Annotated in this window: 18 protein-coding genes and 1 tRNA gene; 8 read left to right on the plus strand and 11 right to left on the minus strand. The window is 47.7% G+C overall.

The window, feature by feature from the left end:
* Positions 1–71: 71 nt before the first annotated feature.
* Together ACJJIJ_RS10565 and ACJJIJ_RS10570 are read right to left on the minus strand one after the other, a co-directional pair.
* Positions 72–485, minus strand: a complete 414-nt coding sequence (locus ACJJIJ_RS10565) for a protein tyrosine phosphatase family protein (protein ID WP_444939538.1) — start codon at positions 483–485, stop codon at positions 72–74.
* A gap of 65 nt (positions 486–550) precedes the next feature.
* The gene (locus ACJJIJ_RS10570) at positions 551–1,429 is read right to left on the minus strand and encodes an MBL fold metallo-hydrolase (protein ID WP_444939539.1); all 879 of its coding nucleotides are present in this window, start codon (positions 1,427–1,429) and stop codon (positions 551–553) included.
* 97 nt (positions 1,430–1,526) lie between these two features.
* Between ACJJIJ_RS10570 and ACJJIJ_RS10575 the strand changes: the two genes are divergently transcribed.
* The 6 genes from ACJJIJ_RS10575 to ACJJIJ_RS10600 all read left to right on the plus strand — a co-directional run bounded on the left by ACJJIJ_RS10575 (position 1,527) and on the right by ACJJIJ_RS10600 (position 7,067).
* Complete coding sequence (locus ACJJIJ_RS10575; RefSeq protein WP_444884373.1) at positions 1,527–1,841, plus strand: ArsR/SmtB family transcription factor; 315 nt, start codon at positions 1,527–1,529, stop codon at positions 1,839–1,841.
* A 4-nt stretch (positions 1,842–1,845) separates the two neighbouring features.
* Positions 1,846–2,277, plus strand: a complete 432-nt coding sequence (locus ACJJIJ_RS10580) for a YeeE/YedE family protein (protein WP_444886620.1) — start codon at positions 1,846–1,848, stop codon at positions 2,275–2,277.
* 14 nt (positions 2,278–2,291) lie between these two features.
* Positions 2,292–2,723 (plus strand): DUF6691 family protein, encoded by a 432-nt coding sequence (locus ACJJIJ_RS10585; RefSeq protein WP_444922911.1) that lies wholly within the window; start codon positions 2,292–2,294, stop codon positions 2,721–2,723.
* A 112-nt stretch (positions 2,724–2,835) separates the two neighbouring features.
* The gene (locus tag ACJJIJ_RS10590; protein WP_444939540.1) at positions 2,836–4,590 is read left to right on the plus strand and encodes a SulP family inorganic anion transporter; all 1,755 of its coding nucleotides are present in this window, start codon (positions 2,836–2,838) and stop codon (positions 4,588–4,590) included.
* Between the two features lie 72 nt (positions 4,591–4,662).
* Complete coding sequence (locus ACJJIJ_RS10595) at positions 4,663–6,882, plus strand: ATP-dependent helicase (protein WP_444939541.1); 2,220 nt, start codon at positions 4,663–4,665, stop codon at positions 6,880–6,882.
* Between the two features lie 108 nt (positions 6,883–6,990).
* A tRNA-Arg gene (locus ACJJIJ_RS10600) sits at positions 6,991–7,067 on the plus strand.
* 545 nt (positions 7,068–7,612) lie between these two features.
* Here ACJJIJ_RS10600 and ACJJIJ_RS10605 read toward each other — a convergent pair.
* From ACJJIJ_RS10605 to ACJJIJ_RS10635, 7 genes are all read right to left on the minus strand, one after another.
* On the minus strand, positions 7,613–8,098 hold the full coding sequence (locus ACJJIJ_RS10605; protein ID WP_444939542.1) for an energy transducer TonB: 486 nt from the start codon (positions 8,096–8,098) through the stop codon (positions 7,613–7,615).
* A 740-nt stretch (positions 8,099–8,838) separates the two neighbouring features.
* A complete protein-coding gene (locus tag ACJJIJ_RS10610; protein ID WP_444939543.1) occupies positions 8,839–9,108 on the minus strand; it encodes a colicin immunity domain-containing protein in 270 nt (89 codons plus the stop codon).
* The gene (locus ACJJIJ_RS10615; RefSeq protein ID WP_444939544.1) at positions 9,105–9,455 is read right to left on the minus strand and encodes a colicin D domain-containing protein; all 351 of its coding nucleotides are present in this window, start codon (positions 9,453–9,455) and stop codon (positions 9,105–9,107) included. The genes ACJJIJ_RS10610 and ACJJIJ_RS10615 overlap by 4 nt, the downstream gene beginning before the upstream one ends.
* A gap of 235 nt (positions 9,456–9,690) precedes the next feature.
* Positions 9,691–10,164 carry a hypothetical protein gene (locus tag ACJJIJ_RS10620; RefSeq protein WP_444939545.1) on the minus strand — a complete coding sequence of 158 codons (474 nt, stop codon included), beginning with the start codon at positions 10,162–10,164 and terminating at the stop codon, positions 9,691–9,693.
* Between the two features lie 9 nt (positions 10,165–10,173).
* Positions 10,174–16,971 (minus strand): RHS repeat-associated core domain-containing protein, encoded by a 6,798-nt coding sequence (locus ACJJIJ_RS10625; RefSeq protein ID WP_444939546.1) that lies wholly within the window; start codon positions 16,969–16,971, stop codon positions 10,174–10,176.
* 560 nt (positions 16,972–17,531) lie between these two features.
* On the minus strand, positions 17,532–17,864 hold the full coding sequence (locus ACJJIJ_RS10630; protein WP_444937380.1) for a hypothetical protein: 333 nt from the start codon (positions 17,862–17,864) through the stop codon (positions 17,532–17,534).
* Positions 17,865–18,109: 245 nt separating this feature from the next.
* On the minus strand, positions 18,110–18,280 hold the full coding sequence (locus ACJJIJ_RS10635; RefSeq protein WP_252082238.1) for a Y-family DNA polymerase: 171 nt from the start codon (positions 18,278–18,280) through the stop codon (positions 18,110–18,112).
* Between the two features lie 296 nt (positions 18,281–18,576).
* On the opposite strand from ACJJIJ_RS10635, the gene ACJJIJ_RS10640 reads away from it, so the two are divergent.
* Complete coding sequence (locus ACJJIJ_RS10640) at positions 18,577–19,113, plus strand: hypothetical protein (protein WP_252082240.1); 537 nt, start codon at positions 18,577–18,579, stop codon at positions 19,111–19,113.
* 550 nt (positions 19,114–19,663) lie between these two features.
* A complete protein-coding gene (locus ACJJIJ_RS10645) occupies positions 19,664–19,906 on the plus strand; it encodes a hypothetical protein (protein WP_252082241.1) in 243 nt (80 codons plus the stop codon).
* A gap of 60 nt (positions 19,907–19,966) precedes the next feature.
* Here the strand turns inward: ACJJIJ_RS10645 and ACJJIJ_RS10650 are convergent, their stop codons facing one another.
* Together ACJJIJ_RS10650 and ACJJIJ_RS10655 are read right to left on the minus strand one after the other, a co-directional pair.
* Entirely contained in the window at positions 19,967–20,119 is a 153-nt protein-coding gene (locus ACJJIJ_RS10650) for a hypothetical protein (protein WP_252082242.1), read from the minus strand.
* Positions 20,120–20,486: 367 nt separating this feature from the next.
* A complete protein-coding gene (locus ACJJIJ_RS10655) occupies positions 20,487–21,362 on the minus strand; it encodes an RbmA family biofilm matrix protein (RefSeq protein WP_444937381.1) in 876 nt (291 codons plus the stop codon).
* Positions 21,363–21,421 lie beyond the last annotated feature (59 nt).

Here is a 21,421-nt window from a genome sequence, read left to right on the forward strand (position 1 = left end):
TAACTGCGGCACACTTTCACAACTGTGCCGCAATTCTGGGTATGACCTAGCCGGCCATTGAAATGTCTTTATTAGGGCTCAATAGCAACCAGCGCGGCACTGACATCGAAACCGGCCATCTGCGCTTGGCCGAACAACTGTTTTTTATCTGCGCCCATTAAAACTTTGGCGCCAGCCCACACCTGGCTGGAACGATTGCCGGTAAGACAAAATGCATGGATTTTTTCACCGCCCTGCAATACATCACGAAAGGCCTCACAGTGTTCCCGCGTCATTCGCCCACGGGTAAAAGGGATCGCAATAAAACGCAAGCCGGCGTCCTGGGCGGCCCGCTCCATAGCTTTGTAACTAGGATGTACTTCACTCTCTCCCTCCGGGCAATTGCAAACCACCACCTGTACACCACTCTGTGCCAACGGTGCCATTGCCTCACAGGTAATATGTTCAGAAACACTCACCTGTTCATCTAACTTTTTAATATTCATAGTCGTCTCGAAATGACAGCAGTCCTCATTAAAATAGAACTACAGCGCTGGGATTAACTGGTTTTTTATAGCTGATTCAGCGGAACCTTTAAATAAACAGTGCCATTGGATTCCGCCGGGGGAAGTTGCCCTGCACGGATGTTGACCTGCACCGAGGGAATAATCAGCCGCGGCATAGGCAGACTGGCATCGCGCTTTTTACGGATTGCCACAAATTCGCTTTCACTAATGCCGTCGCGCAGGTGGATATTCTCGCGGCGCTGGGCACCCACCGTGGTTTCACACTGATAATCCCGCTCGTCTTGCGGCGGGTAATCGTGACACATGAACATGCGGGTTTCGTCCGGCAGGGATAATATTTTTTTCACCGACAAATACAACTGCGCGGCATCGCCACCGGGAAAATCACAACGGGCACTGCCCACGTCGGGCATAAACAGGGTATCCCCCACAAACAGGGCATCGCCGATCAGCCAGGCCATATCCGCCGGCGTATGGCCGGGGCTATAAATTACCCGCGCCTCCAGCGTCCCCACCTGAAAAGTTTCACCGTCTTTGAACAGGTGATCGAACTGACTGCCATCGGCAAGAAACTCACGCTCCAGGTTAAAGACCTCACGAAAAATCTTCTGTACCTGGCAAATCTGCTCACCAATGGCGATGCGCCCGCCCAATTGCTCCCGCAGGAAAGGTGCCGCAGAGAGATGATCGGCATGGGCGTGGGTTTCCAGTATCCACTCCAGGGTGAGGTTCTTTTCGCGGATAAACGACACTATCGCCTGAGCGCCCTTGCTGCTGGTACGCCCAGATGCCGCGTTAAAGTTAAGCACGGCATCCACCACCGCGGCCGAGCCGCCGTCCCTGTCATACACCACATAGCTCCAGGTTTCGGTCTCCTTGTCTAGGAATGGCTGCACCTGGGTGCCTTGCTCTAACTGCGACATTTTATGCCCTCCAAATTTCACTACCAGAACAATATACATTTTGATAATATATAAAACAATATATTATTGATCTGTAAATTATTGCCAGGCCAAGTTCATGCCCGATACCACAAACCTCGACTTAGACAAGATGCGTGATTCCGCCGGCCAAGCCGCGGCCATGCTGCGCTCCCTGGCCAACCAAGACCGCTTGCTGCTGCTGTGCCAGCTCAGCCAGGAAGAACTAAATGTAGGCGAACTTGAGGAGCGTCTGGGGCTTCGCCAACCCAGTCTTTCCCAACAGTTGGGGGTCCTGCGCCGCGAGGGGCTGGTAGATACCCGTCGGGAGGGCAAACACGTCTATTACCGGGTAGCCGACCCACGGGTACTGGCCCTTTTACAAACCCTCTATCAACTCTACTGCGCGGAGTAATGCCATGAGCATCGACTGGACCGCTTTCACCCCTGCCTCGGCACTCGCCGGCGGTATTCTTATAGGGCTCGCCAGTGTCCTGTTACTGATTTTTAACGGCCGCATCGCCGGTATCTCTGGCGTTTTGGGCGGCCTGCTGGAGGGCAACCCCGGTATCGGCTGGCGCCTGGCTTTTGTTATCGGATTGTTGGCTGCGCCACTGGCCTGGCAAGTATTTTCCACCCTGCCGCCCATAGAAATTGAAGCCGGCTACCCCACCCTGATCGCCGCCGGTCTACTGGTGGGCTTTGGCACCCGCTTGGGGTCCGGCTGCACCAGCGGCCACGGAGTTTGTGGTCTTTCCCGTCTCTCCCCGCGCTCTCTGGTCGCCACGCTGGTATTTATGGCAGCGGGTTTTGTCACTGTTTACGTTGTACGCCACCTGCTGGCCGCTTAAGCGAGGATCGAATTGTGAAAACTACTTTGACTGCATTGCTGGCGGGTTTGATCTTTGGCCTGGGGCTACTGTTATCCGGCATGGCCAACCCGGAAAAAGTCCTCGGATTTTTGGATATTGCCGGCGCTTGGGACCCCTCCCTGGCTTTGGTGATGGCTGGTGCTATCGCCGTGAGCCTGCCCGCCTTCCAATTATTTAAAGGCCGCAGCCAATCCCTGTTGAAGCAAACCTTACAGCTGCCGACAAATAATCATATTGATCGCCGCCTGCTGATTGGCGGCCTGATGTTTGGTGCCGGCTGGGGGCTGGCGGGCTTCTGCCCCGGCCCGGCCATTGTGGCGAGTGGTGCCGGGCAGGAAAAAGCTCTGATATTCACCCTGGCCATGCTGGCCGGTATGGGGATTTTCAGGCTCAGTGCCCGCAAGATGGTCCCGGCGCAAGGTTAAGGCCAAAGACTGTGGGCGGCGACTGCTACGAATAACCCACGCCGCCGCAGCGGTCTATCTTGTTGTTTCAGGGCGCTCGCACAGCGGGTGCCGATACCCAAAAGATAAAGGTATGCGTGCGCACCAGCTGATCCCCTCCTGGCTGAAAAACTACCGGCCCAAGTGGCTGATAGGGGATGCCGTTGCCGCAATCCTCGCCAGCATGATGCTGGTTCCCCAGGCACTGGCCTATGCTGCCCTGGCCGGCCTGCCCCCCTACCTGGGCCTCTATGCGGGCCTGTTGCCTCTGGTGGGCTATGCCCTGTTTGGCTCCAGCTCGGTACTCTCTGTAGGGCCCGTGGCAATACTGGCCCTGATGACCGCATCCGCCCTCACTCCCATCGCCACACCCGGCAGTGCCGAATATATCAACGGGGCCATACTGCTGGCCCTGCTCAGCGGGATCATGCTGCTACTGATGGGCTTTCTCGGCCTCGGCAGCCTCTCCAACCTGCTGAGCCTGCCTGTAGTCAACGGCTTCGTCTCCGGCGCCGCGGTGCTGATCATTGCAGGGCAAATAGCTCCCCTGCTCGGCACCAAGAGTGAGGGCCACACGGCCCTGGAGATACTATTGAGCACCATAGACAACAGCCCCATGAGCGACCCGGATGCGGCATTAATGGGGTTGATCGCTCTGTTCAGCCTGGTTATCGCCCGCCTCGGGCTCCCCCTGTTACTGCGTACACTGGGCGTTGAGCGCACACGGGCAAAGCTGCTATCGCGCCTGGCGCCCATGCTGGTTGTACTGCTCTCCATCGCCCTTACCGCCATCTTTCACTGGGAGCAGGATTTACCCGTGGTAGGCGAAATTCCCGCGGGGCTACCGGACTTCACGCTGCCGGTTTTTAACCCCACCATGATTTATCAGCTGCTGCTGCCAGCCCTGATTATCGCCCTGATCGGCTTTGTCGAAAGCCTCTCGGTAGCCCATACCATCGCCCTGCGGCGGGGGGAGAAGCTCGACGCCAATGCAGAGTTACGTGGCCTCGGCACCGCCAATCTCCTCAGCGCTTTTTCCGGTGGATTTGCGGTAACTGGCAGCTTTGCGCGCACCGCAGTGAACGATGAGGCTGGGGCGAGATCACCACTGAGTGGCGTTATCGCCGCAATATTTATTGCCCTGGTACTGCTTTACGCCACCAAGGTATTCACCGAACTGCCGGTGTGCGTTTTGGCTGCAACGATTATTGTCGCGGCAGCCAATCTGATCGATTTGCGTGCGCTGGCGCACCACTGGCACTACGACCGCACCGATGGCCTGGCCATGGGTGGCACCCTGCTGGGCGTTATATTATTTGGTGTTGAGGCCGGTATCGGCTTGGGCGTGGGGCTCTCTTTCGCCACCCTAATCTGGCGAGCCAGCCGCCCCCATATCGCCGTGGTGGGGCGCGTTCCCGGCACCGAGCACTTTCGCAATGTGCTGCGTTACACGGTAAAAACCCAACCAGATATCCTCTTCCTGCGCATCGATGAAAACTTGTTTTTCAGCAATATCAGCGCGATTGAAGACCGCCTGTTTGCGGAAGTTCAGCGGCAGAAAAGCCTGCACGACCTGGTATTGATCCTTTCTTCGGTCAACCGTATCGACAGCACCGCCATTGAGCGCTTGCAACAGGTCAACCAAGATTTGCTCGAGCGCAATATCCGCCTGCACCTGGCAGAGGTGAAGGGCCCTGTTCTGGACCGGTTGGGGCGCTCCAAGCTGCTACAGGAATTAACCGGCCGGGTTTTTCTCTCCGCCTATATCGCCGAGCTGGCCCTGCGCCATCACAATATCCATGACGACGGCCAAGCCAACACACCGTCCTCCCCCGCCGACCCCAGCTAACCCACAATTTGGTAAACTTGTCTGCCACCACCAATCACTGGCAAAATATCCAGTATTTGGGCGAAGGACACCATGGCTGGCGATACACTGACACAGGAACAGCAGGCCATTGCGGATCACTCCGGTGGCCATGCCAAAATTATTGCCGTAGCCGGCTCCGGAAAAACCACCGCCCTGCTGCACTACGTAAAAAATCGCCTGGATGCCGGCACGCCTGCCGCCCAGCTGCTGGTATTGATGTACAACCGCAGCGCGCGGGAAGATTTCGAACGCCGTATGGGCCAGCTGGCCAGCAACCATACCCCGGCAGTGCACACCTTTCACAGCATCGGCTACCGCCTCTACCAGCGCATGATTGCCAGCGGCCATATCGCCACAGCGAATCTCAGCCCCCTGTCACAATCCAGTGTACAGCTACAAATTTGGAAGGCCATCGAGGAGTGTGCTCCCACCCATGAGCTGGAAGAAATTCGCGAACGCAAGCAGTCGGAAATCGAGGCCGCAGAATTTTTTATCGACTACAGCAAAACCCTTCTCTGCGGCGAACACAGCGCGCTCAAGGAACTAAAACTCGGCGACGAATACGGTTATTTTTTACAGGTATTCCGCACCTTTGAAGATTGGCGCCGCAGCCAGGCGGCCGTGACCTACGCCGACTTAATTTACGACCCGGCAAAATTACTCCATGAAAAGCCGGAGCTGGCACAACAATACGGTGGAAATTTTGAAGATATCCTGGTGGACGAGTACCAGGACATCAATGAGATACAGCACTTTCTGTTGCGAGTGCTGCACGGCGGCAATGGCAATGTGATCGCCATTGGCGACCCCGACCAGACCATTTATGAGTGGCGCGGCTCCAAGCCGGAATTCCTGCTCAAATTATTCGACCAGGATTTTCCACCGTCTCACATTTACCACTTGAGCCGTACTTTTCGCTACGGGCATCAGCTGTCCCTGGCCGCTAACCACTTTATTGAGAACAACCGCGACCGTGCCGAGATTTTTTGTGTCTCCGCCGATGGCGAACGGCAAACCCCCATCGAACTGGTGAACACCGATAAAGAGGGGCGCTGGCTGGTAGAGCACCTGCGCCGTTGCCAAAAGCAGGGCCAATCTTTAGCGGGTATCGCCGTACTGGTCCGCCTCTGGTCCATTGCCGCACCACTGGAACTGGCGCTGCTGGCCAACAGCATCCCCTACCATTCCGCCAGCCGCAACACGGTGCTGTCGCGCCGTGAACTGCGGCCACTGTTCTGGAGCCTGAATATCGCCTCGGGCCGTTTTAGCGAACTCTCTCCCAAACGGCGCCAGCAAGGATTGTACGAATGGCTCACCGCGCCGCATGTGCGCATCCCGCGCAAAGTACTTGAACCCCTCTGTGCCACCCTCGCCACACAAGAGAAAGGCTGGGGCAAACAGCTGCTTGCGCAACTGCCCGAGAGCCTAAGCAAACCGCAGGTCAAGCGCCTGCGCCAAAGAGCGGAGCTTTTGATACAAATAGAGAGCTGGCGTGGTCACGCCGGCGAGCTACTGCGCCGGCATATTGGCGAGCTGGAACTTCTCAGCGGTATTGCCGAAGACGCCTTCACCCGCCAGCAGGGTGAGGAGAGGCAGCAAACTATTCTGGCCTTCTGCCAATATCTGGATACCCTCAAGCAACCTCCAGCAGAAGCCTTGGCGCACCTACAGGAACTACAACGGCAACACCGCGAAGGCGAGCAGACTGCGGCGGAGGCTATCCAAATTACCACCATGCACCAGGCCAAAGGGCTGGAGTGGGACCAGGTTATTATTCCCACCCTCACCCAGCACAATATGCCCTACCAGTCCCAGCGGGATTTCAGCACCCCAGCCTCCCTGGAAAGTGAGCGCCGCCTAATGTACGTGGCCATGACGCGGGCAAAGTCCAAGCTGTTTCTGCTGGCCCCCACCGAGGAGGCAAAACGCAAAGACCCCGAGGCCGCACAGCCCTCGCTGTTTATCGACGAAATGCAATTGCCCCTCAGCCAGCTGATGGCGCAATGCCTGCGCGAACGTCCCGAGCATATCCATACCGATATTCCGGTCTCCCGCCAAGCCCTGCGCTACCTAGAGGCCTGCGACTACAACCCAACCCTCAGCGCACCCGCCGCCCCCATACGCAAGCCCACCCAAGGCGAAGCCCTGCGCCACAACAAGCTCGGCCAAGGGCGGGTTTTAAAATGGGAGGATCAGCGTGTGGAGGTACAGTTCAGCGATGGCAAAACACGGCGCTTCGACTGGGACACCCTGGCCCGCTATTTGGTGTAGCGCTTGGCAAAATCAGTATGTATGGGGTAAGACAATGATTTGTAACGATTTTTTTAAGAAAAATAGTTGACTTGGGTAAATCGTCTCTATAATATCCGCACCCGTAACGCGCTCGTAGCTCAGCTGGATAGAGTACCTGGCTACGAACCAGGCGGTCGGAGGTTCGAATCCTCCCGAGCGCGCCATACAAAGCAAAGGCTTACGTCTCTCGGCGTAAGCCTTTTTTTGTTGTGGTGCAAATTAAGTTGGGTAATCACTCATAACCTGTATATTTTGACAGTTCCGTATGTAAGCTAACAATAATGTTTCATACTTTTTATATTGAGAGCTTTCTGGCAAGGACCGATACTGTGCCAACTCCCATGGATCACAGGAGATCCTTGCCAGTTTAATCCATTCTCAACTGCATACTGGGATGCACGAAGGAATTGTTACTACTCCTTTACCCATTGAACAAAATGCTGGCTTGATAACCTTGAAGTGTATCTGAGTCTCCTCATGCACCATCATTGGTGGGCCTATGCAAGTCATGCAGGATCAGGACATCATACAAACCTACGGAAAACGACTCCGAGAACTGAGCAAACTGTGGGATTAGCCTCAGAAGAAGCAGGCCTGCAAGCTAGGTATCCACTAACCCCACCTCAACAAGTACGTGAGCGGAATGCATGAACCGTCGCAGGTGATACTGATCCAGCTGGCGGATATTTGTGTAGGTTTCCCCAAGTATTTATTTAACTTTAAAATTGATTTTCAAGGGAAACTCCATAGTACAGGGCATTCCAGAGCATATCGCGGGTTTAAATTTTGTTTCTCTAAATACAGCAATGGCTAAGTCAGACATGTACTTATTTGGAGACTCATAAATTGAGATTTTCTCAAGATCACCATCCTCATTGATAACTGCGATAACATCTAGCACTCCCCGCTTCATCGATATTTCATGCCCCTTGTATAGAGGCCAATGTAGTGCCTTGAGCCCCTCTTTAGGGAATGGAGGTTCATCTCCTTCTTGAAAATTCTCATAATCCGAAGTAAATATCCGCTTTTCTTTTTCAGATAATTCACTATAGGGCCTATCAAAAGGAATTCTTCCAGATACTGCTACACGCTTGATATGGCTACCTGTCGGAGGGTCAACTTTAATGACGTTTTCTTTTGAGAAAGCTAACATTGAAAAAAATAGCGGTATAGCAAAAAAGATAACTCTCAGCATAAAAATTACTCGGCACTTAATTAATTATCAATCAACTCAACAAATAAAATATCTATAGTTAGAAATTAAGGATTTACTCAAACTACAACCCACCCAACCCTCCGTAAAAAAGATATTTCATAAAACAATCCAGGTGCTGTAAAAATAGAGGGAAATATATATCATTCTATAAAGACAAAGTCCCGGAAAATTACTCAGCCGAGGCTTTGCTCATTTTAACTGATAGGAAAGAAGCTCGTTTTCAATGGCTATAACAGGCATCCTGATAGAAAATTCTTTCAAAATGTCACATAGACTTTGCTTTTTTGGCTACATAAAAAATTATGCTAGATATCACCCACAACACCAAAATTATGAGTGGGATCCAACCAAACCGTCCCAATTCAACTCTAAAAAAATAGACTGAATACGTAATCAACCCAAAAAAACCACTCAGGAAAAACCTAAAGGAAAAAAGCCCTTTCAAAAAAACAAATATAGATTTCATGATTGTCAAAACCCTGATGGACCTTACTCCCCATGGCCAACTAGAAGTTTATTAGTGAGATGCTAATAGCTACGATTCAGCAGGCCTGTCACTAACACACTCCACTAGATATGACTCTGCCGGCACCATAGATTACGATCAGGACACTAGCGTGAACAGGCTAGGTGTAAGCTTAATACGTCGACCAAGATCAGGTGGCTGACGGCTGAACAACTAGAGAACCGGCAGAGTCATCTCCCAAGATTATTTTTTATTACACTTTAAATTTTTCTATAAGTTCAATCACTTTAGTGCGAAGCTGCTTTTCATCCAGTTCATATTCTTCACGATCAGTATCTGGATTAAATAAATCAGCCAAACAAAAAATACTAGAAAGGCACTCATTCAAGTTATCTTCATCTTCTTGGAGCAGATTGCAATCACGCTCAAACTTCCATAACTCTATATAAGCATTTGCAAATTCATCAGCTGTTAATCTTTCTTTTGAGAAAGACTTAGCCAATGCTAAAATTGTAGTACTCATCGTAACAAACCATTATTCATAAAATTATCAAACTGCTTAGTCCCAGATGAGAGCTTGAAACCAGTAACAAAGCTCCCAGACCTATCTAAAACAACAGCATTATTTGTCCGTGAATTGAAAAACACCCTTGAGCCTTTAACCAACCCGTAAGTTCCTCTTTGCATAGTCGCAGCATCTCTAAGATGAGCTTTAATTGCTTCTTGAAATTCAGCGAAAGTCTTGGGATTCTTTTTCGTTGTAGTAATACCGAAATCTACAGCATGCTTAAATTTCCTAGCTAATTGCTTCTGACTAAAAATTACTACTATTTTCCTAGCAGAATTTTTAGCTCCCCAGCCTGCATACAAGCCTTTATATGCATAATAGCAACCGGCATAATATGGAGAGCAGGCATTACCACTAAAAACACCATAATCACCCTTTTGTGCAAAGACATCACCCCGAGGCCAGTCGTACCTTAACTTTCCATTTTCCCTAGCGCAATCAGCGAGTTAACAACCATTTTTCCCGGCGCCACTGGCTCTTCATCATTTTTTTGCCCCGACGCGGGTTTTACCTCACTTTGATACTTCCCAATTGAGTTCAAATACCATTTTCCCACCGCCGTATGGTTTCTTCTCTCCATTCCTTGCTATTTAGATCAATTGAAAGCCAATAAAAGAAGTCTACAAACTCCCTATCTAACCCATCAAAACTGTTATCCAAAAGCAGAAAGGGCCGCTGCAAAACTGGGTTAACATAAGATTGATTGGTTAAAACCTTATCATTTGAGGAAACGCAAAACTTGTGAAGAAATCCTGGAAGCGGTCTACTCCAACCAAACTGTATATCAGGGGTTAATTCTATTGAGAAATCATCAGCACTGAAAAATAAACTCTCATTTTCTAAATATAAGCATGCAAATCTCCACCGCTTCAAACTTAAATAGAAAACGCCATATCCAAAGGAGCTTTGATCTGACTTAAAATATTCAACTGAGTTTGGCGTCAACTTGGATAAGTTCTTCTCGAAGAGAAAACTCTCTGATCTATTTAAAAAATTTACTAGTTGAACCATTTTAAAAGCCTACCAACCTACTAGCCATCTATTAGAACCGTTATTCGTAACCGTCCCCCTACTGATAACACCTTCTACACCTTTTTGAGAGATCAGATCTCTAGAAAATGGCCTATGGTACCTTCCTAGTAAATTCCGAATGCCGGGGGGCCTTGTCAGGTATTTAATTTGGTTTCGCCCACGAACTATTCCCCGTGCTATAACCTCTCTGCTATAAGGTTTGCTAACAAACCCAGCTACCCGAGTAAGTCCGGCTTGGTAGGCTAGCCTCATATTTCTGATGGCATGTAATCCTCCAGCCTGTAATGTCAATGCAGACACTGTATAACCGATGTACTTATCCGTCATCATCATCGCCATAGTGCCCATTATTGGATTGTCACGTTCAACCCAATAATCAACAGCTCTATCTGCTGCACCAGTGATTTGGCCTACACGCTCATTCCATTTATCACTGAACGCATCCCAGTAAGTCCCCTTTTGTCCATCACAAGACATACCAGCTCTTTTATAGTCTTCACAGCTGGCTGTTTTTACTACCTCTTCAGGATCTTCCTCATCTTTTGAGTCCGAGTCATCACTATCATCATCAGACTTAAGAACTCCCATGCTCGAAGGTACCGAAGAATAAAAAAAGCTAGAAGATCCTCCCTCACTCTCGCGTGCAGAAGCACCAGCGCCAGTCAATACAAGCCCACTAAGCGCTCCCTGTAGACCCATATCGCCTCCGCGAGGCTTACGACCTGTAACAGTTACCTCATCAATAGCAAAACCAGAAGGGTCAACAAAACTCAGCGGATTGTTAAGTACATAGGTATACCTGTTCCAATTCTGAGAGGTCGATGGAAATTGCACAATGGGATCAGGGCTTAAGAACCTGCCCAGGGTGGGATCATAGATCCGGCCATTCATATGAACAAGGCCGGTTCTATCCAGGTGTTCATGTCCGGTAAAACCCCTCTTGGTGCTTAGCCCCTGCGCTGCTATTAGTTCTTCAATATCAGCCTTGCTTAACTCTCCGCTCCAATCACTCTTCTTGCGGGCACCGAAAGGATCAAAGGCCGTATCCAGGATAACAGCCCCAGATTCATCGGTTACCTTCTCAATAGAACCCAGATGGTCACGGTGTAAAAATTCGAAGACCTGAACCTTGATGCCAAGATGATCGGTAGCTGAGACCTGTAGGATATCTCCACCAATTTGCACCTTCTCGATCTGCTGATAGTCGGGATCATTGGCCGGAAGCAGATCTTCATAGTCACCCACAATAAAGGCTTTTTCGGTCATCAGTTTCTGCTTGGATTCGTCCCACCAGCTGGATTCTCGGTAGTAGCGCTGTCCATTGGGGCCGTATTGGAAGCGATCTCTTGCTGTGGGAGTTGCAGTATCTTTTGCGCTGCCCAGAGTAATCTCTTCAGCCAATTGACGCGCGTTCCAGGTAATCCACCGATCGTCACCCACAGCAGCATCATAGCGAGTTAGAGAGCCATTCTGGTCATAGCCTAAGTTATTGACCACACCATTGATATTAACTTGGGTTACAGCATTGGGACCGGCATTGTTAACCTGCTCATATTGGTAACCAGTCACCTGATTACTCACATTTCCCGTTGCTGATTTGCTAAGAATATTGCCCAGGGAGCCATAGAGTGTACTTAGGCTACGAAGATGGCTGCCATTCAGTAATGTCTCGCTGCCTTCCAATCTATTGAGTGCATCATAGGAAAAGCGCTCTTCCTTTTTATTGGCTCCGCTCATCGATAAGCGACTTTCCAGTGTACCGTTAGAACGCCACTTGTAAATATTATTCTGGATAGAGCCAGCAGCAGTGTTAATGGAAGTAATACGGCCGGTATTCGGATCGTAATTTTTTTTCGTTGTTAGTGAATTACCAAAGGTAAACTCTAGTATTTTCCCTGAAGCATCCCGATCTTTAAAGGTTTTCAGGATACTTATCCCATCAGTAATTTCTGACAAGAAACCTTGGTTATTGTAATGATAGCGAGCCTCAGCACCAGAAGGATAAACGAGTTTATCTAGGCGACCTAAATTATCATAACCATAAGTATGCTGATAGTTGCGCTGCAAATCGCCAACTTGTAACGAGGTTTTTAAATCCTGCAATTGACCCGCAGAATTATAGATATAGTCTTCAGAAAATAGAGTTAATCCATTCTGACTATAACTTCGATTTGCAATGCTACCTATTGCATTTGCTGCATCATAAGTCCAACTGGCTACGCCTAGAGCATCGACCTGCTCACGCATACGTCCAAGCTTGTCATAGAGATAACTTAAGCTATCCCCCTTGTTATTTATCTGTTCTCTTATTTGACCGAGTCCATTGTAGTGAGTGACCACAGTACCGAAAGCAGGATCAATGGTTTTTGTACTGTTACCAGCATTGTCATAAAAGAAACTGGCTTTAGTTGATAAGTCATTGTTAACAAGCACTGATTTCAATAAACCACTGCCATAGTAGTCATATTCTGTAGTCACTTGTTTATTAGTTCCCACAGCTTCAACTACTTTCACCTGGCTACCAGAAATATTGTAATAGTGATGCCTAGTCTGAGTTTCAACCAAGCTGCCATTACTATCCAAGATATCTTCTTCTGCTTCGACCCTGATTAGTTTTTGAGCCGTATCTGGATAGTACTTAGTGCGGACTTCACTACCATCTGAGCTTGTGATTTTCTCAATACGGTCCTTTATATCGAAATGATAGATGGTCAGTGGTTTATTTTCCCCTAGATAGAAGGGATCAGTTTCTAGATATAAGCGGCCTTGCAAATCATAATTAAATTCACGCCGGGCGATACGTGTTCCATCAAATGCCTTTTGATCCTGCTGCACTATTCTCCCCAGCAAGTCATAGTAGAGTTCAACTTTGGGAGAAATTGAAGAATCTTTGATTATTTTATAAGCTGCAAGAATATTACCAGCTACTGGACAAGTGCCAGCAAAGCATTCGGAATATGTCGTATTAAACACCACTCCATCGGTATTGGTCTTCTCGATTTCGCGCCCAAAGGCATCATATTGCACACTAGTAGTACGGATATTGCTATCAGTGATCTCAGATACCAAGCCAAAGCGGTGATCGTAAGTTAGTGAGACCTTCTGGTCGAGAGCATTGGTTAATGTCCCAGGGTAGCGGTTATCTACAAAATCAGTTGCAGACGTTGTTCTTGTTTTTACATGGGCTCCGCTAGTACTTTCACTGACCAAATTACCCGAGGTGTCATAATCAAAATCAGTGCTTAATTTTAGATCTGCATCATCGGGAAAGCTGACCCTAGTTGCGACCTTGTTCGTTGATAAATAAGGAAGAGAGACCACGGTTTGAGTACGATCAGGAGTACCACTGGGGCCACCATCATACTCCCTAAGCTCCAGGCCGGATGCAAAGCCCACTAACCATTGACCATTTCCAACTCGGTTTTCAAAACTAGTGAAAATCTCGCGACTTCTTTCAACGCCACTCAAGGAAAAGTCAGAAATTTCGCCCCAGGTAACCGGTTTAGTTGGTAAGGTCGGGAGTTTATCGGTTTGTCCAAAGGAAGGGGGAGTAATACCGCCCAAGCCATCTTGATCAGCGGCCCCAGATAGGGATTTCGCTGTTTTCTCTACTGAAGTTTGATTCTCAAGCAGCTCTCCGAGTGTACCAAAGCTTCTCTTTCCAAAGCTGTTTTGTAGAGAACGATAACCAAGAACCTGGCTCTTTTCGATCAGGGTTTCAACACTTTTCTCTAAGAAGGGGTAGTAACTCTTATCTAAGCCAGTGGATAGCTCCATCACGCTATAACGATGACGCTCATCCGCCAATTTCTGCGCATGAGAACCATAACTTCCCTGGAACTGCAGCTTTCTCGCCACCTTACCAAAATGCGGGAAATCTTGACGGAATTGGCGGTAAGTAACGATATCCGACGCTAAATCATGGATTTTTTGTGCGTAGAAGCCCAGGAATCCCCATCCCTTGGTACTGACAACGCCAACACCTTGATAGTAATACTTGGTTTTATGCCAACCATTTTCCAAATCATCTGCCAAACCATTTGCCAGCCCATTGGATCTGTGCACTTCTCCGACTACTGTCCGATAGTCACCATTATCGGCCTCAAGATTTTTCGCATTTTCGGGAAGAACACCATCCCCAAAGGGCCTTTCCAAGAAAGTAGCGTTACCAGAGACAGAGGCTTGGCCAGTTACCTCACGTACCGTAGTGTGATAGAACCTAGTAGCTTTGCCTAAACCATCGATAATTTGCCAGATACCGGTATCGAGATCCAGGTCACTAGAGCTATTAACCTCTTCCCAATTGAATATGAGGGGGTTAAGGCATTGATAGCCAGTACCATGCTTATCATAACCGCAGAGTTGAACTTGCTGCAGACGGCGGTAATGCTGGGAATACTTGCTAGCAGGTTCTGGCTCAGTAATTAAGCGGTACTCTCTTAATAATTTATTGTCTAGGTAAACATTAATATGGTGGAGTAGAACCAACTGCTCTTGCTCAATTTCTCCCGAGGCCAGTGGTTGCGGGGGGGCATCGCTGCGGGTGCCATAGGCAAACTCTATACGTGCATCGTTTCCATTACCGTAGGTGATTTCTAGTGGATAATTAATACCTTCAACGGTATCAAGATGGTATTGATACGTTATGCTATTCCCAAAGGCATCAGTAACCTTGTTGATGCTCCAAGCAAAGCTCGGGTTCTTCCCAGCGCGGATTCGACTGTTATTTGTGTTACCAAACTCATGAACTTCACCATTAGGTTTATGTACCAGGAACCAAGGCTGACCACCTGTCTCTTTTAGTTCAATAAGGCTAAAGTCATCTCTAAGCTTTCGGTACTTCGAACCAGAGGCCCAATATTCACCGGAAACAAGGACCAATGGCTGACCGTTCAAACACAGCGAATCCGTATCATCCAACTTAATGCGGTCTGTGTTGGGACGATTCTTCACACAGCGGCGGATCTCCTGCAGACCACTCAACCTCCATCCATAGCCCAGAATATCTTCTGGCAACATCTCATTATTTCTTTCCCGGTATCGAGCACCTGAATACTGAAGGCCCAAGCTAGGGACCAAGTTATTAACCCCCGGCGCTACTTCGACAGGAATCGATATAACCGCGTCCCCTTCATAATTAACGTTTGCACTATAATTTGCAGTTCCTGGTGTATCTGCAATTGCAAGACTGACCGCCGGCTCGATACCCTCCAGATTGTGTACATCAATCCAATCACTTGTTGTCCATCCAGAGCACTCAGGACCATTACAGGCGCGGACTCTGTAGCGATATTTATCCTCTATGTCTCCGCGAGCTGAATAAGTCCCTTCTTCTAGATTACCTGAGACCACTTTCCAGCAACTATTTCCACAGCTTGTGTCTGGGTCATTGCGGCGCTCACGCTGTAACTCAAAAGAGGTCCATGTAAGGCTTGGTTCACTCCAACTGAGATCGTAATCACCAAACTCACTGTCACTAGGGAAAGAAGTAAATTTCGGTGCGTCTGGTGCGGGCAACGGCACATTGACCATCACAACTTTACGGCTATCACTGGGAGTCCAACCACTACAACCATGGTCATTACAGGCCCGAGCCATAAAACGATATTCGCCACTGGGATCACTGGAGTTGAGTGTAACCTCCATAGAGGTTGCTGTACCCAAGTTGGAACTACCGCACTTAGCGTAGGTGTAACTCCCTCCATTGATACTGCACTGAAGCTCATAACGTGTTACCGCATCGAATGAGCCGGTAACTTCAGACCATACTACCTTAAAACTACTACTCTGGGTCCCGTGGTCAGGTTGCGTAAAGTTCCGCACAGTATCAGGCTGTCGACTCACAGTCACTGAAGAGGAATTTCTCCAGCCACTGTAAGTGACATAGGAACCGCCCTTTGCATAGGCCCTAACACGGTACTTATAAGTTCCATTAGTTAGCGGAGTACTTCCAGACGCCGGAACAGGCGTCGGCCCAGTGGCTGTGCTTGCACTAGAGTAAACTTGTGTCCAACCTGAGCAGGAATCTTTACATTGTTGTATCTGATAGCCCGTAACAGCATAACCCGAACCAGGTGCTGACCAATCGACGCTTATGCGCCCCTCACGGTCGACAGTGCCACTTGTTATATCCTTAAGGACAATGCTAGCCGGCGTATTCGGTGTACGGGCAACATTGACCCGGCGTTCGTTAGAAAAAGCCCCACAGCCGGTACTATTACAGGCTCGGACTTTGAAATCCCATGCTCCTGTAGATAAACCTGAAATCTTGGTGGAACTTGCCCCAATACCGTTGAGGGGAGACCAAGCCCCGTTGTTAATCTGCCTATAGACCTCATAGCGAGAGACAACAGCTGAAGGCACTGGCCAGGATAAGGTAAAAGAACCATTCGAACTATTTGTGGGGGCTGTTAGATTGCCTAGCTTAGGGGGTGCTTGTAATTTTACTGTTACTGTAACGCTACCCAATGGTATGAGTTTTCCCGCAACCCACTCCCCGATTCTAGGATTCCATACTTCATTAGGCACTGCGGAAACAGAATATTCATAGATACCATTTTCTAAGTGAGTAAATTCTCTAGATGTACTACTAAAAGAATGATAAGAGGCAATGCTTTTAGAGTCCTTACGGACGGTTATTGCATAGTACTCTGCAGATGAATTTATACTCCAACGAATCGTATGCTTTCCATTTGAATTCGTGGTGCTTGCCCAAACCCCAGCATTAGCAAATTCAGTAAAAAGTATTAAAAGCAAACAACTAAAGAAAGAAATCCTTTTCATCATAGCCAGACTACATCCAGGAAAAAGCTTCACACCAAGGAAGAACTGTTAGAGTCACTAAAAGTAAAAATAAAACAGTACATCCCTGTAAATTAGGCGCACCTTTTATCATAAGAATAAAAGGACAATCAACAACATTCTAAATTTTCATTCGCATGCTAAAGGGGAGAAATTAATTTTTAAAATCTAATCACCAAAATCTGATCATTAAAAACACAACAACCTTTACATAAGTACCAACTAATAATTATTTTCTGAGGTCGTAGCAGGTTATAAATTCATCCACTTCAAACCGGACACCTAAAGCCAAATACAGCCTCAATAATATCTGGCTGTTGCCTAGCAAAAATTTATGAAAAGGTGGAATTAAGAATTTTTATAAAACTGCGTACTTAAATTAACAGGGTAGTAAGCAGCCTCCCCCAATTAACTCTAAAGAGATATCTATAACCTTCAAACTGCCCAAGTAGACTTTAATCTATGAGCTAGATGTCATTTAAATTACAAAGCAATAGATATACTAAATAGTCATGATTTTAATAAAATTAGGAGCTGATACTCTGTTACATACCGATTACTTTCTGAGCTGCTCTTTCTATCCATGACTCCAGCGCACCTTGTTCACTCTTTATTTTATTGTCTGGATGGCCCAAGTACTCTCGTACAGAAGTGTTTTCAGTAATATAACTTCGCTTCCAGCTCATCGCAGTTAGACCTTCATCCTTATACGATGTCATCAATTCATCCAGGATATTCAAATAAGTTGATTTTGTATCTCCGGCCCGAAAAAACAAAGTTGAAGGACTATCAGATTCTTCTGTACCATCTTTTTTGGTTTTATTCGTTAGCTCAATTTCCTGTACTTGAATAGAAGTTTTTAGATCTCTTACAATCACTGCATGACAGTAACGATGAGGGAGATTATTGACTAACTAAATGAGTTAGCGCAGTCCGACGATGCACCCTGACTCTGCTAGGGACATCCCGCACGGTTCAAAAGGGTTTGTAATCTTTACCAAAGCCTTGGCCACGCGGTTAGCAAGCTTGGCCAGCTTACTGGGGCGATACCCTTTCCCACAGGCATGCGGATATTGCGCCACAGGGTATTGCGGATCTTGCGGCCTTAGCCCTGCCAATCCACTTACATCCCGTGCAGGTCCATAAACACCTCATCAATGCTGTAGACTTCCACATTCGGGCCGAACTCGCGCAGGGTGGTCTTCACCCGCTGGAAGGTACCGCCATACAGTGGATAATTGCTGGAGAAAATCACCACCCGGTGGGCATGCAGGTCCGGCCGGAATATCTGCACACTGCTGGCATAGCAGCTATCCTACAGGCCCCAAGCCCGGAGCCTTCAGCGACCGCTTCAAGGTGTACAGATTTCTGGTTTACATTCTCGCAGGTTAAGGGGTACAAATGAGGCGAATCAATTTATACCCAATAACGGTGCGCCCCATAACAACCAACAGGGCGACTGATTACCAGGCTCGAGTTTTCGATAGTACGGAAATAGCAGCCAGATTTATTTGCGGTGAAGACTGAGGAGTAACCACTCAGAAGCTGCTGCATCGTATGACTATTTTTAATAATGACTCAGGAGAAACCATGGACGAGCTCGAACTTGGAACAAAGATCATTCGCACTGCCGTTGTCACGATAACCTTTTTCCTAATTAGCGCTTTTATAGTCTGGCGTGTAACAAAGCCACTAAAAAGCTTAGAAGACAGGATTCCTGAGAAAAAAGCCCTTTATGATGAAAAGATGAAGGCATACGAAAATGCCGTGCTTTTGATAAGTGGCCTGGAGTCGAAACTAAACCTTCTTCTTACTGAATTCGAAAAAATAGGAAAAGACAATAGTCCAGACTGCAAAGCTACAAAATCCAAAAAAGCCGTCATCTCGCACCTCAATAAAGCTGATAAAAGGCTGGGGAAACTGGCGCCGCACTTCGAGCCAGAAGTACAAACGCTGATTGAAGATCTGAGGAAATCAACTGAGCTTGCCTCGCAGTCGGCTGGAATTTTTGCTCAGGACCAAGAAAATTTTAAGCTGCTACAAAAGCAGTTGAACGCCCTCACAAAAAGCATCTTTAAAGATGGACATAACCACTTTTCCACTCTGTCGACTAGCGCAACTAACTAAACACCATGTAGAGTTAAAAGCCCGATTTTCGGTTTTGCCAAAACTCCAGTATGCGGCGCCTGCTGGACTTCATTAGGATTTCAATAGAGCGCATCCGCATATTGCTATCAATTTCCAACCTCACCACCTTGGACGGCGGGCCGAAGCGGCGCCAGTCTGTCCTCCTGGGCGCATTGACACACTTGGGAATGCTTGGTGCCCCCCCCCTCAAGGCGAGAACTTTAGGCACTGCAAGAGTACCAGCAAAAGGAACAGGATGATCTCGCAGTAGGTCATCCCGGCAATGAGTACCAGTGAAATGCTCTCTAGGTTATTCACGCCCTCTCAACACAGAGTTTGCGAACTATTAAATCGGGCTTACATTCGATCCAGATCAAATTATTGCTTGGCATTGTCTGCCTCCTCAATACATGCACGAAACCGAACAGTTGTTGATCAATGATTGTATATCTCCCAATTCATTTTCTCGATTAACTGCATTACACCGAGGGAAACTTATCTTAATAGATAATTTGTTGAATTAAAGGGCTAGTAAGTAGTCAATATATAAATGTTGAAACCTCTAAAAAAAAAGAAAATTGAAGTACACACCGAAACCAATGTACTTCAAGAAAGCGACTTCATTCTTAATGAAATCACGAAAGTCGATGGCGCAGGCATTGTGACCACTACTTATGAAATCAGAACACCCGTAGGCGTCACCTTCACTCACAGAAGCAAAGCTGCTGCGCTTACAAAACTTGAAAGCCTTCTGCAAGAGCAACGTTTTTCAAACTCAGGTATGAGCATGTAATTAAAAAATAGGCCCTACTTATCGGGCCTAATTTCTTTGCGCCACATCAGCCCATACTTACTAGCCACTATCCCAAACTGCCGCTTGTAGATGGTTCTGGTAAGGGGACCGTTCATCGGGGCCATTATCGCCCTTGCTCTGGTTATGACCCTCTTCCACCAGCCACAGGTGGCCGGGTCTTTGCCGAAGACGCGGCGCTGCTCGCAGGCCCAATTGGCACCGCCATACTTATGGACTCAAGCGAGCAGGACTATATGCTCAACATCCAGATCCGAAGCCTTTTGGAAAACTGGCCGCTTCATAAGCGCGGCATATCGGTACAGGCCTTTTCATTTCTGAGGTTCACCGGAGTCAAGTAGAGATGAATCAGCAGCTCTTGGCGAGTATTCTGACAGCCACCATCGGCATCGGACCACTGGGGAAGCCACTGCTTGTGATCATAAGCCTCGAGCTCGGTTTAGTAGAAGCCGTTTAAAGTAGCTGTTACGGCAAGTAAGGGAAATATATAACCGTGCTTTAACATCGAAAGGCAGTCAGCTTATTTTGATAGCTGAGCCATATATGATTAGAACATGAAAGCTTAGTCAGCACTTTTTGTGAAATGCAGACTGTCTTTCACCCGAATCCCGGTGCTTGGGTCAGCGACATACCAAGTTAGCTCGTAATCTCCAGCCTCAAACCACCCTGGTATCGTTAGATAATTTCGAGTGTAGTCCTTTGCCTCAGAATAATTCAACACGACATCACGTGATTTATGAATGGGGTAATTATCCCCATTGGGAAGAGTGAGCACGCTCCATTGCTCAAGAGTAACCAATGATTGTGAAGAATCTAAATTGCGAATACTTGCATCATAATTGACTCTTCCTCCATAGGAAGGAACTGAAAATTCGACAGGTTCGTCAAGCACAATCGCTAACTGAGTATCAGAGACATCCCCCTCTACAACCAGCTCAAAGTCCCAGAAATCTATATAACCACCAGACACAGTGAATGTAAATTTACCTTCTCCATCGAGAAAATTTTTTGCTAAGAGACTGTTTTCTTCCCCACAGATATTGATGCTTTCTTGCAGCTGTGGTACAGGATTAGGGTTTTCCGGTGTTGAAAGCTCTATGCTCCTAAACAACATCAACGCTTGCGATTCAAAATAAGGAAAAGTGAAAGGTCCTGCAGGTTCACTTTTTGTTTCATAAGATACTCCGTCCGCAGTTCCATTTTTAACTTTCGTATTGATACAAACTTTCTTAATGGTATCGAATTGATAGCCAATATCTAAATTCACCTCATGTTTAATTCCATCTTCCATCCTAAAGGGAAATGGCTCACCTAGATCTATTTTTGTACTGATTGTATCCGCATGAACCAGTGCCGATGCACAGATAAAGGTGATACCACCGATAGAATTTTTCAACACAGCCCTGTGCAGAGCGGATTCTGTAGCCAGTTTTTTCAAAATTACAACCTATTACATATACTATGAAACAAATAAAACTTCGGACAGTTTTTTAATGC

This window comes from Microbulbifer mixtoriginis (SeqCode) (assembly GCF_052467945.1).